The following is a 24,245-nucleotide window of genomic DNA, read 5'->3' on the forward strand; positions in this document are numbered from 1 at the left end:
TACCATGCTGCAAACCTTCGAAGCCGTGATTGACGAACAGGGGCGCGTGCGCCTGCTCGAACCGCTGGCGCTGCCCGGCCCGCGGCGCGCCCTGGTGACCATCCTGGACGAGCCGCTTGTCGCTGCTGGCCCGCTCGACGATGGGTGGATGGACGCCAACCGCCAGATCGAAGGCGAAGGACGCCCGGAAGACAAGGCCCCCGATATCATCCTACCGGCCGAACGCCAGGTCGCAACGCCGTTCAACGATCCGCTGTTCGAGGGCTTATTACCGTTTTGAGAGCCTTAAACATCATGTCAACTTCCGTTCGCTCTACCTTTCGACTCGAAGTCGCCACCCGTCCGCCCTTCGCGGCCACGCGCACGCAAGCGTTAGCCCACGCCATCGCCGGCCTGGGCATCCGCGGTGTGACCGCCGTGCGCGTCTGCGACCTCTATTTCTTGCATGGCGACCTGGACGCGGCCGCGCTTCAGCGCCTGGCCCACTGGGTGCTGCACGACCCGGTGACCGAGTTGGTGAGCTTGTCGAACCAGGAGGTGCGCCTGGCGTCGGTCGCCGCGGACGAGCCGCCAGCCGGCTCGACTGAGCTCGCCGAAGTCGGCTCGACTGAGCGTTCGACTGAGCGCTCACGCCGAAGGCTCGCCGAAGTCGGCCAGCAGATCATCGAAGTGGCGCTGCACCCTGGCGTGACCGACAGCGTGGCCGACAGCCTGTTGGACGCGGCGCAACTGCTGGGAATCAGCGGCCTGCGGCATGCAGCCACCGGCCAACAGGTTATCCTGGAAGGGACATTGGCGCCCGTGGAGGTGCAGCGCATCGCCCAAGAACTGCTGGCCAACGGCACGATCCAGCATTACACGATCAATCAGCCGCTCACGCCGATTTTTGCCAGCGCCAGCGCAGATGCCACCGTGGAGATCATCCCCCTGCGCGAGGCAGATGCGCCAGCCCTGCTGGAGATCAGTCGCACGCGGCGCCTGGCGCTTGATCTGGCCGAAATGCAGGCGATTCAAGCTTACTACCGCCAGGGACAGCGCGAGCCGACCGATGTCGAGCTGGAGATGCTGGCGCAGACCTGGTCCGAGCACTGCGTGCATAAGACCTTCAAGGCCACGATTGACTTTCACGACGCCAGCCAGCCCGACGCGGCCCCGCAGCGCATCCACGGCCTGCTGAAAACCTATATCAAAGCGGCCACCGATGAACTGGCCCAACCCTGGGTGGTGTCGGCCTTTGTGGACAACGCCGGCATTGTGCGCTTTACGGAAGACTTCGACCTGGCCTTCAAGGTGGAGACGCACAACCATCCGTCCGCGCTGGAGCCGTTCGGCGGCGCGAACACGGGCGTCGGCGGCGTGATTCGGGACGTCATGGGCGTCTCCGCGCGGCCGATTGCCAACACCGATGTGCTCTGCTTTGGCATGCCCGACTTGCCCGCAGACGCGCTCCCCGTCGGTGTGCTGCATCCGCGGCGCATCGCCGCGGGCGTCGTCCACGGCATCGAAGACTACGGCAACAAGATGGGCATCCCCACGGTCAACGGCGCCATTCTCTACGATCCGGCCTACACCGCCAACCCGCTGGTCTTCTGCGGCTGCCTGGGCATCCTGCCGACCGGCGTGCACAGCGAACTGCGTGAGGCCCGGCCTGACGACCTGGTCGTCGTGCTCGGCGGCCGCACCGGTCGCGATGGTCTGCGCGGCGCAACCTTCTCCTCGATGGAAATGTCGCACGAGACCGGTCATGTCGCGGGCGCGGCCGTGCAGATCGGCCACCCAATCCATGAGAAGCAGGTGCTCGATATGCTCCTGGTCGCGCGCGATGAGCGTCTCTACCATGCGATCACCGACTGCGGCGCTGGCGGGTTATCCTCTGCGGTTGGTGAGATGGCGGCTGAGCTGGGTGCGGACGTGGAACTGGCGCACGTGCCGCTCAAGTACAGCGGCCTGCGGCCGTGGGAGATCTGGCTGAGCGAGGCCCAGGAGCGCATGGTGATCGCCGCGCCGGAGATCCATTGGCCGCGCCTGCAAGACCTGTGCCGTCTCTACGGCGTCGAAGCCACGGCGCTGGGTCGTTTCACGGGCGACGGCCAGTTGACGGTGCGTTACGAAGGACGTCCGGTGGCGCGCCTGGATGGGCATTTCCTGCACCACGGCATTCCGCTGCGCCATCTGCAGGCCGTCTGGACGCCGCCGGAAACAGCCGCGCCGGTCAAAGCCGCGACGCCTCCTGACCTGGCGGACTGGATTCTGCGCCTGCTGCGCCATCCAACCGTCGCCAGCAAGGAAGCAGTCATCCGCCGTTACGACCACGAGGTGCAGGGCGGCACGGTCGTCAAGCCGCTGGTCGGCGCCCACCAGGATGGCCCCGGCGATGCGGCGGTCCTGCTGCCGCTCGACACCCTGCTCGGTCGCGACAACCCGCCGCCGCCCATGCCCGGCGTGGCGCTCGCCAACGGCATCAACCCGGCCTACGGGCTGCTCGATCCTTACCGCATGGCCTGGGCTGCAGTGGACGAGGCGCTGCGCAACCTGGCGGCCGTTGGCGCCGATCCAGACCAGACCGCGATCCTGGACAACTTCTGCTGGGGCAATCCCTCGCTGCCTGACCGCCTGGGCGGCCTGGTGCGCTGCGCACAGGGCTGTTACGATGCGGTCCTGGCCTACGGCGCGCCGTTCATCTCCGGCAAGGACAGCCTGAACAACGAATATCTGGGCGCGGATGGTCAGAAGCACGCCATCCCCGGCACGCTGCTCATCTCCGCGCTGGGCCTGACGCCCGATGTGTCGCGCACCGTCACCATGGACTTCAAGGAGCCGGGCAACCTGCTCTATCTCGTCGGCGCAACCGCGGACGAACTGGGCGGCAGCCTCTACTACCAACTCTTGGCCGCTGACCAGGGCGAGGCGCGCCCGCTGGCAGGCGTGGTGCCCGCGCCGGTGCCCGATCCGCGCGCGCGGCTGCGCGGTCTGCACGCCGCCATCCGCGCCGGTCTGGTGCGCGCCTGTCATGACTGCTCCGAAGGCGGGCTGGCTGTGGCCGTGGCCGAAATGGCCCTGGCCGGCCGCCGCGGCGCTGACGTAGACCTGGCCCGCGTGCCAATCAGTCAGGAGACCGACCTGCCCGATCTGGCCGATGACAGGCTTCTCTTTGCGGAGTCGTTGGGACGGTTTGTCGTCGAGGTGACGCCGGCCACAGCCGACGCCTTCACCGCCGCGCTGGCTGGTCATGCGCCGGTCGCGTGCATCGGCGAGGTGACCGCGGGGCCGCGCCTGGTTTGGCGGCGTGACGCGCAAACCGTGGCTGCGCTCGATCTGGCCGCGCTGCTGCGAGCCTGGAAACCGGAGGACAACGAATAGTGCGCACTTTTGCCGCCGCTTTGGCCCTGACGCTGACCCTGGTCTTGCTGGTCGCGCTGCTTGCGGCCTGCCAGGCGCTGCCCATTTTTGCCACGCCGACGCCCACCCTGACGCCAACGCCCAGGCACACCCCAACGCCCGTGCCAACGCCGACGCCCACGCCGCCTGGCTATCTCTCGCTGGTGAAAGCCGCGGCGCTGCCGCCGACGAGCACAACCGGCGCCATTGTCTTCAGCACGCAGGCGCAGACCGGCGACACCCTGCTGTGGCAGCTTTCCAGCCGCGGCCTGCTGACGGTGACCGATCGGCTGTTGAGCACCGTGTGGGATTGCACCGCCAACGGCCCCAGCGCCCAACGCTGCGCTTATGCTGACCAGGACGGCCAGGTCTACACGACCACTCTGGCGGGACTTCCCGCGCCCTTGTTGGTGTCGCCCACTTTGCCGCTGGCGCGCCTGGCCCTGGCGCCGGATGGGCTGAGCCTGGGCCTGGTGTTCACCGATGACCTGGACATCATCAACCTGGCGGAGCCTTCCCTGGCGGACGGAATCAGTGGGCTGGCCGGGCTGGCCGAGCTGCAATGGGCGCCGGACAGCCAGCACCTGGCGTATATCACGCGCACAGAGACCAGCGCCAACCTCTACGCGTTCGATGTGGGAAGTGAGGCTGATCCCGATCAGGTGGCGGCCGGAGATTGGCTGGGGCTGGTGGCCTGGGCGCCTGATAGCAAACATCTGGCCTTTGCGCAGCGCGGCCTCGATCATCCTAACGGCAGTTTTCAGCGCCAGGACTTGTTCGTCAGCGATGTCAACGCCGCGGAAGTGCTCAACCGCACGGAGTACTTCGAAGATCGGCAGCGGCCCGCGCCCGACCACGCGTTTGGCGTGCGGTGGCTCACCTGGTTGCCAGACAGCAGCACCATCGCTTTCACCTGGACCGGTTGGCCGGTTGACCCGCGCGAGGTGGAGGTCAACGTGGTGTCAGCCGTGAAGGATGGGGGCGATCCCACGGGCCAATTGGCTGCGGCCGGCGCCTTGCTGGCAGACGGCACGCGGCTGGCGTACGCGCCGGATGGCGCCAACGTGGCCGCGCTGCTGCACACCGCGGATGGTCGGCGCTTTGTGTGGGGGCGGCCGTTGGCCTCGGACACCTGGGTGACGCTGACGCCGGCCGAGCACACGGTGCTGGACCTCTGTTGGACGAGCGACAGCCGCGGCCTGGTCTATACGACGGACGAGGGCGGCCTCTACTGGCTTGACAGCCACGGCGGCCCGCCGGTGCGCCTGGTGGCCGTGGCCGCGCCGCAGCGAATGACGCGCCTGCAGTGCCCGTGAGGCCGGAGACCGGAGATCGGAGATCGGAGACCGGAGACCGGAGATCGGAGACCGGAGATCGGAGATCGGAGACCGAAGATCGGGTGAAAGCGAGAACATTCGTAATCCCTGATCTCTGATCTCTAATCTCCAATTTCTGATCTCCACATGGAAGAAGGAATTGGCTATGACCACAAAGCCTCGTGTCTTGATCCTGCACGCGCCGGGGACGAACCGCGACCGGGAAGCCGCCTTGGCGTGTGAGCGGGCTGGCGGACAGGCGCAGATTGTGCATATCAACGAGTTGAGCGCGGCGCCCGGCCGCCTGGGCGATTTCCAGATGCTGGTGCTGCCCGGCGGGTTTTCCTACGGTGATGACCTGGGCGCGGGCAAGCTGTGGGCGTTGGAACTACGCTACCGCCTGGGCGACGCGCTGGCGCATTTCCACGCGGCCAGGCGGCCCATCCTCGGCATCTGCAACGGCTTCCAGGCGCTGGTCAAGACCGGTTTTCTGCCGGGACCGCTGCCTGCGGATGCGCCTGCGGCCGACGCGACCGAATTGCCGTCGCACCTGGCGCAGACCGCCACGTTGACCCGCAATGCGGCCGGCTATTTCGAATGCCGCTGGGTGCACCTGCGGCCGCAGCCTGACAGCGTCTGTGTCTTCACACAGGGACTGGACGAGCTGATCTACTGCCCGATCGCGCACGGCGAAGGGCGTTTCGAGCTAGCTGCAGCCGCCGATCTGCCGCGTTTGCGCGCGGCCGGGCAGATTGCGCTGACCTACGTGGATGCCGCGGGCGCGCCCGCGGCCGGCGCGTATCCCCTCAACCCCAACGGCTCGCTGGCTGACATCGCCGGCGTGTGCGACCGCACCGGCGCGATTCTCGGCCTCATGCCGCATCCTGAAGACCACCTCAGCCCGTGGCAACATCCGGCCGCCGCACGCGGCGCCGTGGGTCAGTTCGGCCTGGCGCTGTTTGCCAACGGGATTCGCTACGCAGCGGGCTTGTAGCGCAGAGGGCAGAGTACAAAGTACAAAGTACAAAGTGCAGAGCGCGGAGTACAAAGTGCGCGGTTTGACATCCCACATCGTTTGATTTATCATTCACATCATGAATAACTTTCATTCAGTCACTGCTGATCCTCTGGTTTACTATGATCGTTGGCTGACGCCTCAGCTGCGCTCGGCATGCGAGGCATTTCCGATCGTGGTGTTGACCGGCGCGCGCCAAGTGGGCAAAAGCACGCTTCTGCGACGCGCGGAGCCGTTTAGCGGTTGGCGCTATCACACCATGGATGACTTCGACACGTTGCGCCAGGTACAAGAGAACCCTGCCAGCCTGTGGGCCGGGGTCAGCGAAGTCATCCTGGACGAGGTGCAGAAAGCACCCGAGTTGCTGCCCGCCATCAAGCGGGCGGTAGATGAGCACCCCGGACGTTACCGCTTCGTCTTGTCCGGGTCGGCCAATCTACTCTTGATGGGTAAGGTGAGCGAGAGCCTGGCCGGTCGCGCCGTTTACCTCGTGCTCGATCCGCTGACGCTGGGTGAACGGCATGGACAACTGCCCCCGTCGCTTCTGACTGATGTCCTGGCGGGCCGCTGGCCGCAGGATGAGTTGCTGCCTGCAGCGCCGGCTGATCCTCTTCCTCTGCTCCAACAGGGCTTCATGCCTGCCTTGCTGGCGCTCAGGACGCCGGAAGACTGCGTGAGATGGTGGGATGGCTATGTCGCCACCTATCTGGAGCGCGATCTGCGGCAGATGTCGCAGGTCGAATCGTTGGTTGATTTCCGTCGTGTTATGGCGCTGTTGGCATTGCGCACAGGGCAATTGCTCAATCAATCGGACGTGGCGCGCGATGCGGGTCTCTCGCAGTCAACGGTCCATCGCTACATGAATCTACTGGAAGCCACGCACCTGTTCGAGCGTGTACCGGCCTACCTGGGAAGTCACACCACGCGCCTCTTAAAGTCGCCGCGTGCCTTCTGGGCCGATGTCGGGCTGGCCGTCTTCCTGGCCGGCTACTACACCGCCGCGGACCTGGCCGGTGCGCGCGAAGTGGGCGCCTTTTTCGAGACGCTGATCTATCAGCATCTGCGCGTCAGCAGCGGGTTGTTGACACCCCGCGGCCGGCTGCACTTCTGGCGCACGCAGACGGGCGACGAGGTAGACTTCGTGCTTGAGCACGGCCGGCGCGTGGTGGGCATCGAGGTCAAGATGACCGATTCCCCTGGTTATCGGCACGCCGCGGGATTGGTCAAGTTCCTGGCAGAGCATCCCCAGGCTGTCGGCGGCATTCTGGTGCACGGCGGCCAGGCCATCCGGCGCCTGGACGAAAAGATCGTGGCCGTACCCTGGCCGCTGCTGACCGGGTGAAACGAAGACGGAACAAGTTTGTTGTGTGGTAACACATTTGGTTGTCACGCCGGAGGCGATGACCTACGATAGGGTGTATGTGCCGCGGTAGGTTCACGCCTCCGGCGTGACGGTCGTTGATCGTACGCGCGACGCGGTTCGACAGAACATCCGCGTCACCGTAGGTTCACGCCTCCAGCGTGACGGTCGTTGGTCGCCCGCGCGACGCGGTTCGGCAGGGCATCCGCGCCGCCGTAGGTTCATGCCTCCGGCGTGACCGTCGTTGGTCGTGCGCGCGACGCGGTTCGACAGGGCATCCGCGTCATCGTAGGTTCACGCCTCCGGCGTGACGGGCGTTGGTCACGCGCAAGACGTGGCCGATCAAGTTCGTTGTTTGGCGATACGATTGGTTGTCACGCCGGAGGCGATGACCTACGAACGAGGTTATTGCGTGGTTTGGTGGGTGCCTTCTGGGCGGCTTGTTCATTCTTGCGCCATCGCCTATAATGATGAGCGGCGGCTTGTGAGCCTCACCATCCTCAAATAGCGTACCCGATGCCTCTGCAACCTGGCACGATTCTGGAAAACCGTTATCGCGTCGAAGCCCTGCTCGGCCAGGGCGGGATGGGCGCGGTCTACAAGGCGTTCGATCAACGCCTGCGCATGGCGGTGGCGCTGAAGGAAAACAGCCTGGCGACGCTCGACGCCCGCGCGCAGTTCGAGCGCGAGGCGCTGACGCTGGCGCGGCTGCACCACAGCAACTTGCCCGCCGTGACCGACCACTTCATCACGGCCGACGGCGCGCAGTACCTGGTGATGACCTTCATCGAAGGCGCCAACCTGGCCGAGCTGCTGGCCGCCCGCGGCCGCCAAGCGCCGGCCGACGTGACGAGTTGGCTAGGACAGGTGTGCGACGCCTTGACCTATCTGCACAGCCAGAACCCGCCCATCATCCATCGCGACATCAAACCGCAGAATATCAAGATCACGCCGGAGGGGCACGCCTTCCTGGTGGACTTCGGCCTGAGCAAGGTTGGCTCAACCTACCAGAGCACCGCCAGCGGCGCCTTGGGCGTGACCGCCGGCTATGCGCCGCTGGAGCAGTATGGCAGCGCGCACACCGATCAGCGCACCGATGTCTACGCGCTGACCGCCACCCTGTACGCCATGCTGACCGGGGAAGCGCCGCCGGAGAGCATCAAGCGTGCGGTGAGGACGGTCAGCCTGACCCCGCCGCGCGCCCTGAATCACGCCCTCAGCCCGGCGCTGGACCGGGCGCTGCTGCACGGCCTGGAGATGCAGCCAACCGACCGGCCGGCGACCGTGGCCGCGCTGCGCCAGGAGCTGGAGGCGGGCCTGGGCGCGGCCAAGCCTGCGTCTCAGCCGCCGGTGGTTCCCCCCACGCAGGCCATTCCGCGGCCCTCGCCCGCGCCCCGACCCGCGTCATCGCCGGCCAGGCAGGGCCGTGGTTTGCCGGGCTGGACGCTGATCGGATTGGGTGCAGCGGTCGTGGTGCTGCTGATCCTGGGGGTGGCGGCCGTGGACCGCGGCGGGCCGACCGTAACGCCGACAGTCGTGGCCGGTAAACCGACTAAGACGCCGACAACTGGGGGGACGGTCAATCCGAAAGCGACCGTGATACCGCTGACGGCGACTCCGTTGCCACCGAAGGACACGGATACGCCCACGCGTACGCCGACCGTGCCGCCCACGTCAACGGGCACGCCCGATGGAGCAATGCGTCTGGAGTTAGCGCCAGGGGTGACGTTGGAGTTGGTGCGGGTGACGGCGGGCGAGTTCCTGATGGGCAGCGACAAGGCGGTGGACCCGGACGCGCAGGATGATGAGTTGCCACAACACCGACTGAATCTGGTGGAGTACTGGATTGGCAAGACTGAGGTGACGAATGGGCAGTTTGCGGCGTTTGTGGCGGCGACGAGCTACAAGACGACCGCTGAGCAGGAAGGGAGCGGTTATGTATTCACCGGATCAACATGGGAAGATGTGAAAGGGGCTTCGTGGCAGCAGCCGCGAGGACCAGGGAGCGATGTGAAAGAGAAAGCGAATTATCCGGTGATGTTGGTTTCGTGGCATGATGCGGTGGCGTTTGGGCAGTGGGCCAGCCAGGTGACAGGACGAACGGTGCGGCTGCCGACCGAAGCGGAGTGGGAGAAGGCGGCGCGAGGGACAAATGCGCGGATCTACCCGTGGGGGAACGAGGCGCCGGATGCGAGTCGCGGCAACTTCGGCATGAACGTGAAGGACACGACGCCGGTAGGGCAGTACCCCAAGGGAGCCAGTCCGTACGGGGTGTTGGACATGGCAGGGAATGTATGGGAATGGACGAGCAGCGCATGGGGAAACGTCGGAGGCGGGTTAGATTTCGCATATCCATACAACCCTGGGGATGGGCGAGAGGATCAGAGCAGAACAGATGTTTCTCGTGTCCTGCGGGGCGGGAGTTGGGACGTTGAAGCGAGGAATGTGCGCTCCGCCAGCCGGAGCAGGGACGACCCCGGCAACCGCAACCTCATCATCGGTTTTCGGGTGGCGTCCCCCGGCCTCTGAGTCTCTGGCGTCTCTGGAACTCTGAGTTTTTTGACATCTCGCTTGGTGTGGGCCAGGAAACAGCACGGCGAGACAAAGCTGTGAGGGGGGGTGCAGGGGGCGCAGCCCCTGCCAATTTGAATTGGCGATTTACACTATGCGAAAAAGTGTCACCCGTTGGGTTCGGTGGTCATTTCTGCCGCAGATCAACGCAGATTTTCACGGATTCTATTGGGCTCAGACGCTTGTTGAACAACTTAACTCAGATCAGCCATCACGTTCCATTTAGCTACCATGCGGAGACTCACTCTAGCGGACTGTCGCACTTGACAAGCAGTACCATAGATAGTATCATTTGTACAGGATTAAGTCATGAGCCAACGCAAGAAGCTTCTTGAAAAACTACGCAACAACCCGAAAAACGTACGTTTCGAGGAGTTGGAAACGCTATTGACACAGCATGGTTTTCAATTGGTGCGCATTACTGGCAGCCATCACTACTTCGCCGGCTACGACCGAGTCATTTCGGTTGTTTTTCGTACACCCCACGTACATCGGGATGCCGTCAAAGAAGTCGTGAAGCTCCTTGATGATCTGTTTGAAGAGCAATAGGAGCAACCAACTGAAAGAGAGTCATATGGAAAAGACAGTTGCCTACTACCTGAGCCTCCCCTACACGATTGAACTCAAGCACGACGCAGAAGACGGATGGTTCGTGCGCGTCAAAGAACTGCCGGGGTGCATGAGTCAGGGCGACACCGTGGACGAAGCGATGGCGATGATCCAGGAGGCCATGCATGGCTGGCTGACCGTGGCACTCGAACAGAACATCACCATTCCCGAACCACAGCGTGAGGAGGAATTTAGCGGCAAGTTTGTCGTGCGTATGCCCCGCTCTCTCCATCGCGACCTTGTGCAGCGCGCCCAGCAAGAAGGAGTCAGCCTGAACCAATACGTGAACGTTGCGCTCGGCCAGGTTGTGGGGCAGAGCGTTGCCATTGCTCCGCGCAAGACCAGGCGCCAATCTCCGGCTGCCACGCCTCCCTGAGCTTCGACAGGCCAACCATCGCAGATTCGTTGACACATCGCGCTGCTGCATAGAATCGTCCTTCAGGGAGTCCACTGCCATGCCTGATAATCCAACCCGTTATCTCGACTTCGATCTTGAGATTGGCCCCGGTGCGGGCCGCGCCTACCCGGTGAGCGTATTGCACTCGCCGGCCGGCGAGGCGCGCACGGTGATGCAGTTTCCGTTTGATGAACTGATGCTGGAAAACAATCTTCTGAAACTGCAAACGGCTCTGCTGAGATCCGGAGGCGGGCGTCGTTCGATTCTCGACTCACATCAGCAGGCTGTGCAAGACTTCGGCCGCGCGCTGTTCGAGGCGTTGTTCAACGGCGAAGTGCGCAGCCGTTATGACGTCAGCCGGCTGCAGGCTGATCACGCGGGCCAGGGCCTGCGCCTCAAGCTGCACATTCGGCCGCCTGAACTGGCTGTGCTGCCCTGGGAGTATCTGTTCGATGTGCGCATGGGCGACTATTTGTGCTTGTCGAGCAGTACACCCGTTGTTCGCTATCCGGAGCTGCCGCAGGCGATGCAGCCGCTGCGGGTGTCGCCGCCTCTGCGTATTTTGGGCCTGATCGCTGACCCGACCGACATGGAACGGTTGGATGTCACGAAGGAGAAGGAACGGGTGGCGCTGGCGCTGGCGCGCTTGCGGACTGGCGGCCAGGTCGAGTTGACCTGGCTTTCCGGATCTACGGCGCGTGACCTGCAGCGTGCGCTGCGCGGCGGGCCCTGGCACATCGTTCATTTTGTGGGCCACGGCGGCTTCGATCGGCCGAGCGACGAGGGATTGGTGGTCTTGACCGATAACGCGGGCCGGGCGCAGCCTCTCTTTGCCACGCCCCTGGCGCGGCTGCTGGGCGATCACCGGGCGCTGCGCCTGGTGGTTCTGAACGCGTGCGAAGGCGCACGGGGGAGCGAGCGGGACATCTTCGCCAGCGCGGCCGCGATCCTGGTGCGGCGCGGGATTCCGGCCGTGCTCGCCATGCAGCACGAGATTACCGACCACGCGGCAGTGGAGTTTGCCCGCGCCTTCTACGAGGCTGTGGCCGATGGGTATCCGGTGGACGCGGCGGTCAGCGAGGGGCGCAAGGCGGTCAGCACCCAGGTGCCGAACACGGTGGAATGGGGCACGCCGGTGCTGACGATGCGCGCGTCGGACGGCGCCTTATTTGACATAACAGAGCTGGTTGCGCATGAAGCGCGACAGCCGGAGTTGAAACGGCAACAAGAGGCGGCCGAGCGTGAGCAACAAGAGCGAGCGGCCTATGCGGCGCAACAGGCAGCGTTGAAACGCCAACAAGAGGCCGCAGAACGCGAGCGTCAAGTGCGTGCGGCAGTAACTACCCAGCCTGAAGTTAGCAGCGATTCCATACAGAGTCAACCACACGCCCTAGAAACGGCCAAACGTGCTCCTGAAATCTTGGAGCAACAAGCGGCCGGATTCACCTCATTGACCATACCAGCGCACTTGAAGATTGAGTTGGAGGACAAGCGCCAGGAAATTGCCGAGTTGAAAGATGGTTCGAAACCAGCGATTCAAGCATCTGATAAAGCCAAGCCTGAACAGGCCGAAGAACCGCAACAGCCGGTGACTCCGACTCCGACTCTGTCGCCGACGCCGCGTGAGCGTGGTTTACCGGCCTGGGCGTTGATTGGGATCGGAGTGGTGGCCGTGGTGCTGCTGCTGTGGGGAATCGGGGCCTTGGATGCGCGCAGCAAGCCCACGCCGACCGTAGTCACTGGCCCGGCGACGGAGACGCTGACTGCGTCGTCAACGCCGACGAACACACCTGAGCCAACCGATACGCCGGCGCCCGCGGCGGGCGCCACGCGGGTGCGGGACATTGACAGGGCGGTAATGGTCTGGGTGCCGGCGGGTGAGTTCACGATGGGATCAACCGATAGCGACAGTCAGGCAGAAAGCGACGAGAAGCCGCAGCACAAAGTTACGTTGGATGGATTCTGGATAGACCGCACGGAAGTGACGAATGCGCAGTACCGGAAGTTCGTGGATGCCGGCGTTTACAGCAAGCAGGAATACTGGACCGAAGCAGGGTGGGCGTGGAAGGAATCGAATAAAGTAACGCAGTCAAACTGCTGGGGGAATAGTCACTTTAACCAGGCAGAGCAGCCGATTGTGTGCGTGAGTTGGTACGAGGCGAGTGCGTATGCCCACTGGGTCGGGGGTCGTTTGCCGACAGAAGCGGAATGGGAAAAGGCGGCGCGAGGCTCTTCGACAAGCTCTGGGAACGTGTGGCTCTATCCGTGGGGGAATACGTGGGACGGCATGCGCGTGAATTTTTGCGATCAGCAATGTGAGTATTCGTGGAAAGATGCAAACGTGAATGACGGGTATGGGACTACGGCGCCGGTGGGAAGTTATGCGAATGGGGTGAGTCCTTACGGAGTGTTGGACCTGGCGGGGAACGTCTGGGAATGGGTGAGCAGTAAATATGGGAATTATCCTTACAGAAGCGATGATGGGCGAGAGGATCAGAGTAGTACAGAAGTTCGTGTTCTGCGGGGCGGGAGTTGGAACAATGGAGCGGGACATGTACGCTCCGCCGACCGGTACCGGCTCGGTCCCGACAATCGCAATGGCAGCATTGGTTTTCGGGTGGCGTCCCCCGGCCTCTGAGTCTCTGGCGTCTCTGGATCTCTGCGTCGTTTTGACATAAACCAAATTTGACCTGCGGAGCAGTACTGCGGGACGAAATTGTGAGGGGGGTGCAGGGAACTCGGACGCAGATCAGCGCTGGCTGCGCACGCAGATAGCAACTTGTCGTGTTTGCTTCTGATTTAGTTCTGTGTTACAATGATGCGTGGATAATGACATTATGAGCACACAGAATGTACGCACACTCGGCGCGCAGGAAACGCGCTTGCTCAACACGCTGAGCGCAGCGGGCAAGGCGGTATTTACGGTTGAGGATGCTCAAGCCGCGGGCGATGGAAAGGTTGCTAACCTGCCGCGGCTTCTCTCGCATTTGACCCGCAAACGCTGGCTGCTGCGGCTGGAGCGCGGCAAGTATCTGATCCTGCCCCTGTCGGCCGGCATGGAGGGCCTATACACGGCGCATGAGTTCGTGTTGGCGAGCCGCCTGGTCGAACCCTACGCCATCGGCTACTGGTCGGCGCTGCATTACGACGGTTTTACAGAGCAGGTGCCCCAGACGGTGATGGTCATCAGTCCGGCGCGGCGGCGGGACGTGTCGGTCGAGGAGCTTGGTTTCCACTGCCATTTCGTAACGATCGCCGCAGAACGCTTCTTCGGCGTGGTCACGGTGCTAGTGGATGATCAGCCCGTCGTCATGACCGACCCGGCGCGCACCGTCCTTGATTGCCTGGATCGCCCCGATCTGTGTGGCGGCATGGTCGAGGCCGCCAAGGGCCTCTATGGTTATGCCCAGCGACTCGATGCGCAACCCGCGCAGTTGACCGCGTACGCCGGTCGCCTGGGCAACCAGGCGATCCTCAAACGCTTGGGCTATCTGGCCGAGCAGTTCGATCTGGCTGCGCGATTTCCCAACGCGGGGTGGTCGGATGCCATAGCGGCTTGGCGCCGCGATCTCTCGGCCGGTTTTGTCCGCCTCGATCCCCGTCTGCCAGCCGCGGGACCGTATGACCGTGCCTGGTGGCTGCGATTGAATGTGCCGACCTCTCATCTCGTCTCGTGGATGGACACATGATGGTTAGCCGCGACGAGCTGCGGCGCATGGCCGCGCGGCGCAAGCTCAACCTGGGTTTGCTCGAGAAAGAATATGTGCTTGACCTGGTGCTGCGATCGCTCAGCGCCCACGAAGAACTGCGCCAGGTGCTGGTGCTGAAGGGCGGCACGGCTTTGCACAAGTTTTACGTTGGCACGCGGCTGTCCCTCGATTTGGACTTCACGGCCATCCGGCCGGTGACCGTCGAAGAGTTGCGGCCTGCCATCGAAGTTGCCGATATTGGGGCGGTGATTGCAGAGCACAGGGTATTTCATGATGCTTTGACCGTAAGCCGGCTGCGCTACTTTGGGCCGCTGCGCTATGTCAACTCCATCAAGCTCGATTTTAGCTTTCGCGAGCCGGTGCTTCTGCTGCCGTCTGAGTTGATGGCCGCATCCCCTTACGGCGTTCCCTTTCCTGTTCGTGTCATGCAGGTGACGGAGATCGCTGCTGAAAAGCTGCGAGCGCTCTCCATGCGCCATGCGCCGCGCGATGTGTACGATTTGTGGATCATCGCCACACACCATTTGGCAACGGCTTCCCAAACAGCCCCACTGGTGCCCCGCAAGCTGCAGACGGTGGGGCTTGCTCTCGATCTGGTGGCTATCACAGGTCATCTGACGGCTGTGGAACCAACCTGGGAGACCGACCTTGCTCCCTTGATGGATGATGTTCCTGAGTATTCTCAGGTAAGAAATGTTTTGGACCCCTGGCTGCAGGAGCTCTTCGACCAGATTCTGTGAACGTCTCCGCTGGTGCTGTCTGGCGATCAAAAACGCCCGTTGGACAAGAGAGCGTCATTCCGAATTCATCATTCAGCATTCCTTTTCTCCCTCGGCCGCAGGAGCAGCACCGCGCTGATGATCGCGACCCCGCCCAGGATTTGCAGCAGGGTGAGCCGTTCGCCCAGCAGCAGATAGGCCAGGACGCCGGCGATGACCGGCTCCAGGGTGGCGACGACGCTGGCGACGCTGACCGGCACCCAACGCACGCCGAGCGAATAGGTCAGCGCGCCGCCCAGCGTGGGAATGACGGCCATGGCCAGCAGCCAGGGCCAGCTTGGCGGCAGCGCGAGCGGGCTGGCGAGTTGGCTGGCCGGCGCCAAGAGCAGAAAACAGGCCGCGCCGATCAGCAGCGCGTACGTTTGCACAGTCCAGGCTGAGTAGCGGGCCACCGCCACCTTGTTGAAGACGCTCCAGAGTCCGTAGCCGAGGCCGGCGCCCAGTCCGGCCAAAACCCCCAGGCCGTTCAGCCGCAGGTGGCTCACATCGTACAGGCCGGTCACCAGCACCGAGCCGATCAGCGTCAGCGCGAGGGCGATGAGCAGGCGCCGGTGCATGGTCTCGCCCAGCCAGCGCCAGGCAATCAGCCCCACCCAGGCCGGCGCGGTGTAGAGCAGCACCGCGGCCACCGCCACGCCCACCAGGTCAATGGCGTACGCGTAGGCGACAAAGAAACCGGCCACGCCGAACACCCCGTAGGCCGTGAGCAGCGGCAGGTCGTGCCGGTTGACCGCCAGCAGCCGCGGTTGGCGCAGCGCCAGCACGATCAGCAGGAGCAGGCCGGCCAGCATGCTGCGGTACGACGCCACCGTGAGCGGGGACAGGCCAAAGCGGTCAATCAGCACCTTGTAGAACAGGCCGAGCGTGCCCCACAGCGCCGCGGCCGTCAGCACCAGCGCGTAGCCCCGCGCCTGGGATGAGCTGTTTGACATAATCCTCCAGGTCCGATCGGTTCGAAGCCAACGGCGTACATGGTAATGCAGACTGGTGATTGGGGCAAACCGGGCGAAAAGCCGCCGAATGAATTCGGGCCGCAAGGGCGTGCCGCCGCCAGGTCGGCCTAGCGCCGACCGGCATTGCGCCCACCCAGGTGGGCGCCCGGCGGCACGCCCATCAGGCGCGATTTCAATCGCTCTGCTGCGGCCGCGATTTCAACCCCCGGTGACGTTCGCCAGCGCCGTTCGTCTGAAGGGGAGACGATGGGGCGGCTTGAGATGCGCCCCGGGTCAGGGAGAGGTGAAGACATGGACAATAGCCACCCGTCAGAAGCCGATGAGATGACGCCAGCTGTTTCGGAACCGGCGGCCGAGGCCGAGGAAAGCGACCCCGGTGCGTGGCTTTTTGCCCTGACGCCCGAGGCCTTTGGCCAATTGAGCGCCAGCTATGCCGAACTGCACGAATCGGACGCCGACTCGCCCCTGGCCGGACTGCTGGCCGCATGGCTGCAGATCGAGCGCAGCAAACAATCGTTGATGGAGCTTTTCGCATGACAACGCAGCATCTGTTGGTCACCGGCGCCACCGGCTATGTCGGCGGCCGCCTGATTCCTCTCCTCCTCGAAGCCGGGCACCAGGTGCGCGTGTTGGTGCGCGACCCTGCGCGCTTGCAGGGCCGGCCGTGGCTGGCGCAGGTGGAGGTGGTGCAGGGCGATGTGCTGCAGGCGCACACCTTGCCCGCGGCCATGACGGGGATCAGCGCCGCGTACTACCTGGTGCACAGCATGAGCGACAGCGCCGATTTCCATCAGCGGGACATCACTGCGGCGCGTAACTTTGCCCTGGCGGCCAAAGCCGCCGGCGTGCCGCGCCTCATCTATCTAGGCGGCCTGGGCGATTCCGCGGCTGACCTCTCGCCGCATCTGCGCTCACGCCAGGCCACCGGCGACGCCCTACGCGCGGCCTGCGCGTCGCCCGATCAATCCCCGGCCACTACAACCGTGACCGAGTTTCGCGCGGCCGTCATCGTCGGTTCGGGCAGCCTCTCCTTCGAGATGATCCGCTACCTGACCGAGCGCGTGCCAATTATGATTTGCCCGCGCTGGGTCTACACACGCGTGCAGCCGATTGCGGTGCGCGATGTGCTCAGCTACCTGGTTTCTGCGCTCAGTGTGCCGGAGAGCGCCAATCGCATCCTGGAAATTGGCGGCGCAGATGTGCTGACCTACGGCGAAATGATGACCGGCTATGCCCGCGCGCGCGGCCTCCGCCGTTGGCTGCTCCCCGTCCCCGTGCTGACCCCGCGCCTTTCCTCGTACTGGGTGCATTGGGTGACGCCCGTGCCCGCGGCGATTGCTCGCCCTTTGATTCAGGGACTGCGCAATGAGGTGATCGTGCATGACGACAGCCCCCGTCGCCTCTTTCCCTCCATCCAGCCGCTGGACTACGCGACCGCCCTGCGCTTTGCCCTCGCCAAGTTGGACGCCGGGCAGGTGCAGACTTCGTGGAAAGACGCGTTGGTCAGCAGTCAAAACGATGGCGCGCCGGCGACCTTCACCGAGCAGGAAGGCATCTTCATCGAGCAGCGCCAGCAGATCGTGGATGCGCCGCCGGCAGCCGTTTTTCGCACCTTCAGCGGCATCGGCGGCGAGCGCGGTTGGTTCTATGCCACTTGGGCCTGGGAACTGCGCGGCCTGGCCGATCGCCTGATCGGCGGCGTGGGGTTGCGGCGCGGCCGGCGCCATCCCGATGACCTGCGTGTGGGCGACGCCCTCGATTTCTGGCGCGTCGAGGCGGTGGAGGCGCCGCGCCTGCTGCGCCTGCGCGCCGAGATGAAAGTTCCCGGCCTGGCTGCAGTTCGAGACGCAGCCGCAGCCCGACGGCCGTACGCGCCTGGTGCAGACCGCCTTCTTTGCCTCGAAGGGCCTCTTTGGCCTGCTCTACTGGTATGCCCTCTATCCGCTGCACGGCTTAATTTTCTCTGGCATGATCCGCGAGATCGCGCGGCGCGCAGAAAAAGCCGCCGCGTCGGTGGTCACGACTCCGGCGTGACGACGCTCTCCGCCGCGTGACATGCCCACACCGTAGGTCACGCCTCCGGCGTGACGACGCTGTCGGCCGCAGAGCCTGCTTCCCTCAACCAACGTCGTCCGGCCCGGAGGCCGGACCTACACATCGAGTAGGTCACGCCTCCGGCGTGACGACGCTGTCTGCCGCAGAGTTCGCTTCCCTCAACCAACGTCGTCCGGCCAGGAGGCCGGACCTACATATCGAGTAGGTCACGGCTCCGGCGTGACGACGCTGTCTGCCGCAGAGCCTGCTTCCCTCAACCAACGTCGTCCGGCCATGAGGCCGGACCTACACATCCAGTAGGTCACGCCTCCGGCGTGACGACGCTCTCCGCCGCGTGACACGCCCAAGCCGCAGGTCACGCCTCCGGCGTGACGACGCCCTCCGCCGCGTGACACGCCCACAGCGTGGGTCACGCCTCCGACGTGACGACGCTGTCTGTCGCAGAGTTCGCTTCCCTCAACCAACGTCGTCCGGCCAGGAGGCCGGACCTACACATCGAGTAGGTCACGCCTCCGACGTGACGACGCTGTCTGCCGCGTGACACGCCCAAGCCGTAGGTCACGGCTCCGGCGTGACGACGACCTCCGCCGCGTGACACGCCCAAGGGGTGACACGCCCAAGTCGTAGGTCACGCCTCCGGCGTGACGACGCTGTCGGCCGCAGAGCCTGCTTCCCTCAACCAACGTCGTCCGGCCCGGAGGCCGGACCTACACATCGAGTAGGTCACGCCTCCGGCGTGACGACGCTCTCCGTCGCAGAGTTCGCTTCCCTCAACCAACGTCGTCCGGCCCGGAGGCCGGACCTACACATCCCGCAGGTCACGGCTCCGGCGTGACGACGCTCTCCGCCGCGTGACACGCCCAAGCCGTAGGTCACGGCTCCGGCGTGACGACGACCTCCGCCGCGTGACACGCCCAAGGGGTGACACGCCCAAGTCGTAGGTCACGCCTCCGGCGTGACGACGCTGTCGGCCGCAGAGCCTGCTTCCCTCAACCAACGTCGTCCGGCCCGGCCAGGAGGCCGAACCTACGAAGCCAACGTCGTCCGGCCAGGAGGCCGGACCTACACATCGAGTAGGTCACGGCTCCGGCGTGACGACGCCGTCCGGCGCAGAGTTCGCTGCCTTCAACCAACGTGGTCCGGCCAGGAGACCGGACCGACAGAGCCAGCATCATCCGCCGGTGACTCTCTCCTGTCTCCTTCCGTCTTACCTCCCGTAGCCACGCTGCGCTGCATGATTTATTTAAGAGGTGGATTGGTGATGCAAAAGAGTCGTTTGACAACCATTTTTCTTGTTGTCCTCGTGGATATGCTCGGTTTCAGCTTGATACTGCCCTTACTTCCCTACTACGCGGAGACGTTCGGCGCCACGCCCACTATCGTGGGACTGCTCGTGGCTTCCTACGCCGCGGCGCAGATGATTGGCGCGCCGCTCCTGGGACGTTTTTCCGACCGGTTCGGCCGCCGCCCCGTGCTCTTGATCAGCATTTTTGGCACGTTTGTCGGTTTTATTTTGCTCGGCGTTGGCGGCTCGCTCTTGATTCTGTTCATCAGCCGCATGCTGGATGGTCTGACCGGCGGCAACATCACCGTGGCGCAGGCTTACATCACCGATGTGACCGACGAGAAGAACCGCGCCAAGGGCCTGGGCATGATCGGCGCTGCGTTCGGTCTGGGCTTCATCCTGGGACCGGCCGCCGGCGGCCTGTTGAGCACCTACGGCTATGCCGTGCCTTCTTTTGTGGCCGCAGCACTGGCCCTCATCAACCTGGTGGCGGTCTTCTTCTTCTTGCCTGAGTCGCTGACCGCTGAGAAGCGCGCCGCGCTGACCGCGCGCCCGCGCACCGCCTTCTCGCTGGCGTCGCTGATGACGGCGATGCGGCGACCGCGTGTCGGCCCCCTGCTGCACGTGCGTTTCTTCTTCGGCCTGGCCTTTGCCATCTTCCAATCGGTCTTTGCCCTCTACGCGCAGTATCGCTTGAACCTGGATGTACGCAGCACCAGTTTCATCCTGACCTACGTCGGCGTGCTTTCGGTAATCGTACAGGGCTTTGGCGTCGGCCGGCTGACCGGCCGTTTCAGCGACCGCAATCTGATCATGGGCAGCGTCAGCATCATGGCCGTTTCGCTGCTCGCCTGGGCCTTGACGCCCAACGTGCCAGTGCTGCTGCTGGTTCTGATCCCCACCGCGGTCTCTGGCGGCATCCTCAACACGGTGCTCAGCAGCGCGCTGACCAAGGCCGTTTATCCCGAGGAGATCGGCGGCACCCTGGGCCTGGCCGCATCGGTGGAGAGCGTCACGCGCGTGCTGGCGCCAACCGTCGGCGGCGTATTGCTGCAGCAGGCCGGGACCTGGGCGCCAGGCGCCTTTGGCGCGCTGATCATGGTCTGGGTCGTTTCCTTTACCTGGCGGCGCTTCGTCGTTAACCCGGACCCGCCGCTGCCGTCACGCGCCGTTCCTGTTGCCGTGCCGGTGACAAGCCACTAGCCATCGTGCGGGGAGCGCCTACGCGCGCTCCCCGGCCATTCGCTGTGAGAGACCATGAAAACAAAACGCTTACTTTGGCTAATTCCCCTTCTGCTGCTGATTCTGCTCGTGGGCGGATTCCTGGCCTGGACGACGCTGTTTGCCGCCGCGCCGATGCCTGAGGCTGTGGCCGAAATGCAGGCCAGCACGACGTTGGCCGGCAAGAATTGGCTGGTGTTTCAACCGGCCGCGGCCAACCCGACTACCGGTTTGATTTTATACCCCGGCGGGCTGGTAGATGCCCGTGCGTACGCGCCGGCCGCACGTCAGATTGCCGAGGCCGGCTACCTGGTGGTAATCGTGCCCATGCCGCTCAAACTCGCTTTCTTCGACGCGGGTCGCGCCAGCGAGGTCATGCAGGCTTTCCCGTCCATCACGCACTGGGCCATTGGCGGCCATTCGCTGGGCGGCGCGATGGCCGCGCAGTACGCGTATCAACACCCAGATCAGGTGGCGGGTCTGGCGCTCTGGGCAGCCTACCCGGCCGCCAACAACAGCCTGGCCGACCGCGCCTTGCCCGTGGTCTCCATCTACGGCACGCGCGATGGCCTGGCAACCGGCGGCAAGATTGACGCCTCGCGGCCGCTGCTGCCTGCGAACACCCGTTTTGTCGCCATCGAAGGCGGCAATCACGCGCAGTTCGGCTGGTACGGCAAGCAATCAGGCGACAATGAGGCAACCATTCCACGCGAGGCGCAGCAGGCGCAAATCGTGGCCGCGACCGTGAGCTTGTTGAGCGAGGTTGCAAAGTAGGCCGATGAAACGCATCGCTCGTTCGGCGCTGATCGTCATCGGCATCCTGTTGGTCTTGATCCTGACCGTTCCGCTGTTGATTCCCGTACCGCCGCTGCCAGGATTGGTTCCACCGGAGCAGTTGGCCGATCCGGACAGTGAGTTCATCGAGGTGAATGGCCTGCGCCTGCACGTCAAGCGCAGCGGCCAGGCCGAGCCGGCGATGATTCTCCTGCACGGCTTTGGCTCGCACACGGAGAGCTGGCGCGCCGTGCGTCCGGGTCTCTCTGCGCTCAGCGCAGTCATCGCGTTCGACCGCCCCGCCTTTGGGTTGACCGAACGGCCGTTGACATGGACAGGCGTCAATCCGTACGACCCCGACGCGCAGGTGGATCTGGTGATTGGGCTGATGGATCGGCTGGGCATCCAAAAGGCCATTCTGATCGGCAACTCGGCCGGCGGCACGATCAGCGCGCAGACGGCCCTGCGCTACCCGGATCGAGTCTCGGCGTTGGTCTTAGTGGACCCGGCCATCTACGCGGGCGGGGGCACGCCTGCCATCGTGCAGCCGCTGCTCAACTCGCCGCAGATGCGACACCTCGGGCCGCTCCTGGCGCGTTCACAGGCGAGTGGGATCAGCAATTTGCTGCCTTCGGCTTACCATGACCCGTCGAAGGTCACGCCGGAGATGCTGGCCCTGTACCAGCGCCCGCTCAAGATCGAAAACTGGGATCGGGCTTTCTACGAATACCTGGCGGCCAGCCGCATGTCCACCACCTTGGGCGACGATGTCAAACGCCTCAAGCTGCCGGTGCTCGTCGTGACCGGCGAGTTCGACACGTGGGTGCCGACGGAGCAGAGCATCCGCCTGGCAGGGGAAATCCCCGGCGCGCAGCTGGCTGTTCTTCCCAACTGCGGCCATGTGCCGCAGGAGGAATGCCCGCAGGATTTCATGCAGGCGGTCGCGCCGTTCGTGCAGGGGATTGCGCGCTGAAACAGAGACTCCCCGCGACCGTTGACGGTCCGGCAAATGGATCGGATCGCGCCGCCTGTCACGCGATCCCCCGACTTGCCTCGTTGTGGCGCCAAAGCATGTTTTGTGGTAAACGACGCCGTCACGCCGGAGGCGTGACCTACTGCACGGGCGACGCATGCATCCATTGTGCAGTGGATCGCCGCTTTGATGAAAACAACGCATCGTGAAAGGGCGTAGTACGATGAGTCAATTCGATGTTCTTTTTATCGGCGCGGGGCATAATGCCCTCGTCTGCGCCGGCTACCTGGCGAAGGCGGGCTACAAGGTCGGCATCCTGGAACGGCGGCACAAGGTCGGCGGCGCGGTCGTGACGGAAGAGATCGTGCCTGGCTTTCACTTCGACCTGGGCGGCTCCGCGCATATCCTGATTCACCACACGCCCATCATCGCCGACTTGGAGCTTGCGCGCTATGGCCTGGAATACCTGGACGTTGATCCGCTCTTCTGGTCGCCCTTCCCTGACGGAAAGCACATCACGATCTGGAAGGACCTCGACCGGACTTGCCAAAGCATCGCCGCAGTGTCGCCCGCCGATGCCGAGGCGTATCGGCGCTTTGTCAAGACCTGGGAGCCGGTGGCGCAGGGCATGGTTGAGGCTTTCATTCATGCACCGACGCCGCTCAATCTGATGCGCTATATGGCCTTCAACAAGGGGATGCGCAGCCAGGCGACCGAGCGCCTGCTGGACATCGTGCGCGGCTATGGGCAAGTGCTGCGTCAGTCGTTCAGCGGCCCGCACGTGCCCGCGCTGATTGCCTGGATGGCCGCGCAGTCAGGCCCGCCGCCGACGGAGCCGTTTTCCGCGCCCTTTGCCCTGTGGCATCCCATGTACCACGTCAGCGGCGTCAAGCGCCCGCGCGGCGGCTCCGGCATGCTGACCCAGGCCCTGGCGCGCATGATCGAGGCGCACGGCGGCCAGATTTTCACCGACGCGCCGGTTGCGCGCATCCTGGTCGAACGCGGCCGCGCCGTGGGCGCGGAGACCGCAGCCGGCGAACGTTTCACTGCGCGCGCGGTCGTTTCCGGCGCGCACATCCACACCACACTCAAGCTGTTGGACGGCGTCATGCTGCCGCCGCATGCGCGCACGCGCCTCAGCCAGGCGCGCATCGGCAACGGCTTCGGCATGATGGTGCGCTACGCGATGCGTGAATTGCCGAACTACACGGCGTTGCCGACCGCGGCGGATGGCGCGCCCGGCCTGCAGCACCGCGCCTTGCAGTTCATCTGTCCCAGCATGGATTACCTGGATCGGGCTTATGGCGATTATCTCGGCGGCCGGCCTTCAGACGCGCCAGGCTTGATCGCCATGACCTTCTCCGCCGTAGACCCCACGCTGGCGCCGCCTGGTCAGCACACCCTGTTTCTCTGGGGCCAGTATTACCCGTACGAACTTGCGTCCGGCGCTTCGTGGGACGACGTGGGCCAGGCCGTGGCCGATCAGATGCTGGCGACCCTGGCGCAGTACGCGCCCAACGTGACCGACGCGGTCATCGGTCAATTGGTCGAGACGCCGCTCTACCTGGAGCGCACGCTGGGTTTGCTGCGCGGCAACGTCATGCACCTGGAGATGTCCATTGACCAGATGTTCTTCATGCGGCCCGCGCTCAATTTCGGCCACTATCGCGGCCCACTGCCCGGCCTGTATCTGACCGGCGCCAGCACCCATCCCGGCGGCGGCATCATGGGCGCGGCCGGCCTCAATGCCGCCGCCACCCTGCTGCACGACCTGTCACGCCTACGGCTGCCGCGTTAGGTTCTTGTCCGTGAAATTCTGGCGCAGAGAGCAAGAAATTCTAACGCGAAG

At 64.4% G+C, this 24,245-nt stretch carries 18 protein-coding genes; 17 read left to right on the forward strand and 1 reads right to left on the reverse strand.

The features are described from left to right. Window positions 1-4 precede the first annotated feature (4 nt). The 11 genes from ACPQ6D_RS04500 (at window position 5) to ACPQ6D_RS04550 (ending at window position 15,096) form a co-directional block, all read left to right on the forward strand. Window positions 5-280: a hypothetical protein gene (locus tag ACPQ6D_RS04500; protein WP_423223098.1), complete on the forward strand. Its 276-nt coding sequence runs from the start codon at window positions 5-7 to the stop codon at window positions 278-280. A gap of 14 nt (window positions 281-294) precedes the next feature. Continuing rightward, window positions 295-3,360, forward strand: a complete 3,066-nt coding sequence (gene purL, locus ACPQ6D_RS04505) for a phosphoribosylformylglycinamidine synthase subunit PurL (protein ID WP_423223099.1) — start codon at window positions 295-297, stop codon at window positions 3,358-3,360. Further along, window positions 3,360-4,694 (forward strand): TolB-like translocation protein, encoded by a 1,335-nt coding sequence (locus tag ACPQ6D_RS04510; protein ID WP_423223100.1) that lies wholly within the window; start codon window positions 3,360-3,362, stop codon window positions 4,692-4,694. Before purL ends, ACPQ6D_RS04510 begins: the two co-directional genes overlap by 1 nt. Before the next feature lie 166 nt (window positions 4,695-4,860). Next, window positions 4,861-5,688, forward strand: coding sequence for a phosphoribosylformylglycinamidine synthase subunit PurQ (locus ACPQ6D_RS04515; protein WP_423223101.1), 828 nt, complete (start codon window positions 4,861-4,863; stop codon window positions 5,686-5,688). 100 nt (window positions 5,689-5,788) lie between these two features. Further along, window positions 5,789-7,051: an ATP-binding protein gene (locus ACPQ6D_RS04520; protein ID WP_423223102.1), complete on the forward strand. Its 1,263-nt coding sequence runs from the start codon at window positions 5,789-5,791 to the stop codon at window positions 7,049-7,051. A 534-nt stretch (window positions 7,052-7,585) separates the two neighbouring features. Then, window positions 7,586-9,598: an SUMF1/EgtB/PvdO family nonheme iron enzyme gene (locus ACPQ6D_RS04525; protein ID WP_423223103.1), complete on the forward strand. Its 2,013-nt coding sequence runs from the start codon at window positions 7,586-7,588 to the stop codon at window positions 9,596-9,598. 351 nt (window positions 9,599-9,949) lie between these two features. Then, window positions 9,950-10,189 (forward strand): type II toxin-antitoxin system HicA family toxin, encoded by a 240-nt coding sequence (locus ACPQ6D_RS04530; RefSeq protein ID WP_423223104.1) that lies wholly within the window; start codon window positions 9,950-9,952, stop codon window positions 10,187-10,189. A 25-nt stretch (window positions 10,190-10,214) separates the two neighbouring features. Next, window positions 10,215-10,625 (forward strand): type II toxin-antitoxin system HicB family antitoxin, encoded by a 411-nt coding sequence (locus ACPQ6D_RS04535; protein ID WP_423223105.1) that lies wholly within the window; start codon window positions 10,215-10,217, stop codon window positions 10,623-10,625. 79 nt (window positions 10,626-10,704) lie between these two features. After that, the gene (locus ACPQ6D_RS04540) at window positions 10,705-13,284 is read left to right on the forward strand and encodes an SUMF1/EgtB/PvdO family nonheme iron enzyme (protein ID WP_423223106.1); all 2,580 of its coding nucleotides are present in this window, start codon (window positions 10,705-10,707) and stop codon (window positions 13,282-13,284) included. Between the two features lie 199 nt (window positions 13,285-13,483). After that, window positions 13,484-14,335 (forward strand): type IV toxin-antitoxin system AbiEi family antitoxin domain-containing protein, encoded by an 852-nt coding sequence (locus ACPQ6D_RS04545; RefSeq protein WP_423223107.1) that lies wholly within the window; start codon window positions 13,484-13,486, stop codon window positions 14,333-14,335. Further along, a complete protein-coding gene (locus ACPQ6D_RS04550) occupies window positions 14,332-15,096 on the forward strand; it encodes a nucleotidyl transferase AbiEii/AbiGii toxin family protein (RefSeq protein ID WP_423223108.1) in 765 nt (254 codons plus the stop codon). The genes ACPQ6D_RS04545 and ACPQ6D_RS04550 overlap by 4 nt, the downstream gene beginning before the upstream one ends. Before the next feature lie 68 nt (window positions 15,097-15,164). Here the strand turns inward: ACPQ6D_RS04550 and ACPQ6D_RS04555 are convergent, their stop codons facing one another. Further along, window positions 15,165-16,067 (reverse strand): DMT family transporter, encoded by a 903-nt coding sequence (locus tag ACPQ6D_RS04555; protein WP_423223109.1) that lies wholly within the window; start codon window positions 16,065-16,067, stop codon window positions 15,165-15,167. A gap of 312 nt (window positions 16,068-16,379) precedes the next feature. Here ACPQ6D_RS04555 and ACPQ6D_RS04560 point away from each other — a divergent pair, with 312 nt between their 5' ends. The 6 genes from ACPQ6D_RS04560 (at window position 16,380) to ACPQ6D_RS04585 (ending at window position 24,194) form a co-directional block, all read left to right on the forward strand. Then, complete coding sequence (locus ACPQ6D_RS04560) at window positions 16,380-16,625, forward strand: hypothetical protein (protein ID WP_423223110.1); 246 nt, start codon at window positions 16,380-16,382, stop codon at window positions 16,623-16,625. Further along, on the forward strand, window positions 16,622-18,142 hold the full coding sequence (locus ACPQ6D_RS04565) for an SDR family oxidoreductase (RefSeq protein WP_423223111.1): 1,521 nt from the start codon (window positions 16,622-16,624) through the stop codon (window positions 18,140-18,142). The genes ACPQ6D_RS04560 and ACPQ6D_RS04565 overlap by 4 nt, the downstream gene beginning before the upstream one ends. 1,262 nt (window positions 18,143-19,404) lie before the next feature. Next, complete coding sequence (locus tag ACPQ6D_RS04570) at window positions 19,405-20,631, forward strand: MFS transporter (RefSeq protein ID WP_423223112.1); 1,227 nt, start codon at window positions 19,405-19,407, stop codon at window positions 20,629-20,631. 54 nt (window positions 20,632-20,685) lie between these two features. After that, complete coding sequence (locus ACPQ6D_RS04575; RefSeq protein ID WP_423223113.1) at window positions 20,686-21,423, forward strand: alpha/beta fold hydrolase; 738 nt, start codon at window positions 20,686-20,688, stop codon at window positions 21,421-21,423. 4 nt (window positions 21,424-21,427) lie between these two features. Continuing rightward, on the forward strand, window positions 21,428-22,396 hold the full coding sequence (locus tag ACPQ6D_RS04580) for an alpha/beta fold hydrolase (RefSeq protein WP_423223114.1): 969 nt from the start codon (window positions 21,428-21,430) through the stop codon (window positions 22,394-22,396). Window positions 22,397-22,619: 223 nt separating this feature from the next. After that, window positions 22,620-24,194, forward strand: a complete 1,575-nt coding sequence (locus tag ACPQ6D_RS04585; protein ID WP_423223115.1) for a phytoene desaturase family protein — start codon at window positions 22,620-22,622, stop codon at window positions 24,192-24,194. Window positions 24,195-24,245: the final 51 nt, after the last annotated feature.

Origin of the sequence: Candidatus Amarolinea aalborgensis (assembly GCF_900491745.1) — a bacterium.
GTDB lineage: Bacteria > Chloroflexota > Anaerolineae > SSC4 > Amarolineaceae > Amarolinea > Amarolinea aalborgensis.

What these genes read in the sequence shown, in the direction of transcription:
- ACPQ6D_RS04500 (WP_423223098.1), top strand. Translation starts at nt 5, where the DNA reads ATGCTGCAAACCTTCGAAGCCGTGATTGACGAACAGGGGCGCGTGCGC.
- purL (WP_423223099.1), top strand. Translation starts at nt 295, where the DNA reads ATGTCAACTTCCGTTCGCTCTACCTTTCGACTCGAAGTCGCCACCCGT.
- ACPQ6D_RS04515 (WP_423223101.1), top strand. Translation starts at nt 4,861, where the DNA reads ATGACCACAAAGCCTCGTGTCTTGATCCTGCACGCGCCGGGGACGAAC.
- ACPQ6D_RS04520 (WP_423223102.1), top strand. Translation starts at nt 5,789, where the DNA reads ATGAATAACTTTCATTCAGTCACTGCTGATCCTCTGGTTTACTATGAT.
- ACPQ6D_RS04525 (WP_423223103.1), top strand. Translation starts at nt 7,586, where the DNA reads ATGCCTCTGCAACCTGGCACGATTCTGGAAAACCGTTATCGCGTCGAA.
- ACPQ6D_RS04530 (WP_423223104.1), top strand. Translation starts at nt 9,950, where the DNA reads ATGAGCCAACGCAAGAAGCTTCTTGAAAAACTACGCAACAACCCGAAA.
- ACPQ6D_RS04535 (WP_423223105.1), top strand. Translation starts at nt 10,215, where the DNA reads ATGGAAAAGACAGTTGCCTACTACCTGAGCCTCCCCTACACGATTGAA.
- ACPQ6D_RS04540 (WP_423223106.1), top strand. Translation starts at nt 10,705, where the DNA reads ATGCCTGATAATCCAACCCGTTATCTCGACTTCGATCTTGAGATTGGC.
- ACPQ6D_RS04545 (WP_423223107.1), top strand. Translation starts at nt 13,484, where the DNA reads ATGAGCACACAGAATGTACGCACACTCGGCGCGCAGGAAACGCGCTTG.
- ACPQ6D_RS04550 (WP_423223108.1), top strand. Translation starts at nt 14,332, where the DNA reads ATGATGGTTAGCCGCGACGAGCTGCGGCGCATGGCCGCGCGGCGCAAG.
- ACPQ6D_RS04555 (WP_423223109.1), bottom strand. Translation starts at nt 16,067, where the DNA reads ATGTCAAACAGCTCATCCCAGGCGCGGGGCTACGCGCTGGTGCTGACG.
- ACPQ6D_RS04560 (WP_423223110.1), top strand. Translation starts at nt 16,380, where the DNA reads ATGGACAATAGCCACCCGTCAGAAGCCGATGAGATGACGCCAGCTGTT.
- ACPQ6D_RS04565 (WP_423223111.1), top strand. Translation starts at nt 16,622, where the DNA reads ATGACAACGCAGCATCTGTTGGTCACCGGCGCCACCGGCTATGTCGGC.
- ACPQ6D_RS04570 (WP_423223112.1), top strand. Translation starts at nt 19,405, where the DNA reads ATGCAAAAGAGTCGTTTGACAACCATTTTTCTTGTTGTCCTCGTGGAT.
- ACPQ6D_RS04575 (WP_423223113.1), top strand. Translation starts at nt 20,686, where the DNA reads ATGAAAACAAAACGCTTACTTTGGCTAATTCCCCTTCTGCTGCTGATT.
- ACPQ6D_RS04580 (WP_423223114.1), top strand. Translation starts at nt 21,428, where the DNA reads ATGAAACGCATCGCTCGTTCGGCGCTGATCGTCATCGGCATCCTGTTG.
- ACPQ6D_RS04585 (WP_423223115.1), top strand. Translation starts at nt 22,620, where the DNA reads ATGAGTCAATTCGATGTTCTTTTTATCGGCGCGGGGCATAATGCCCTC.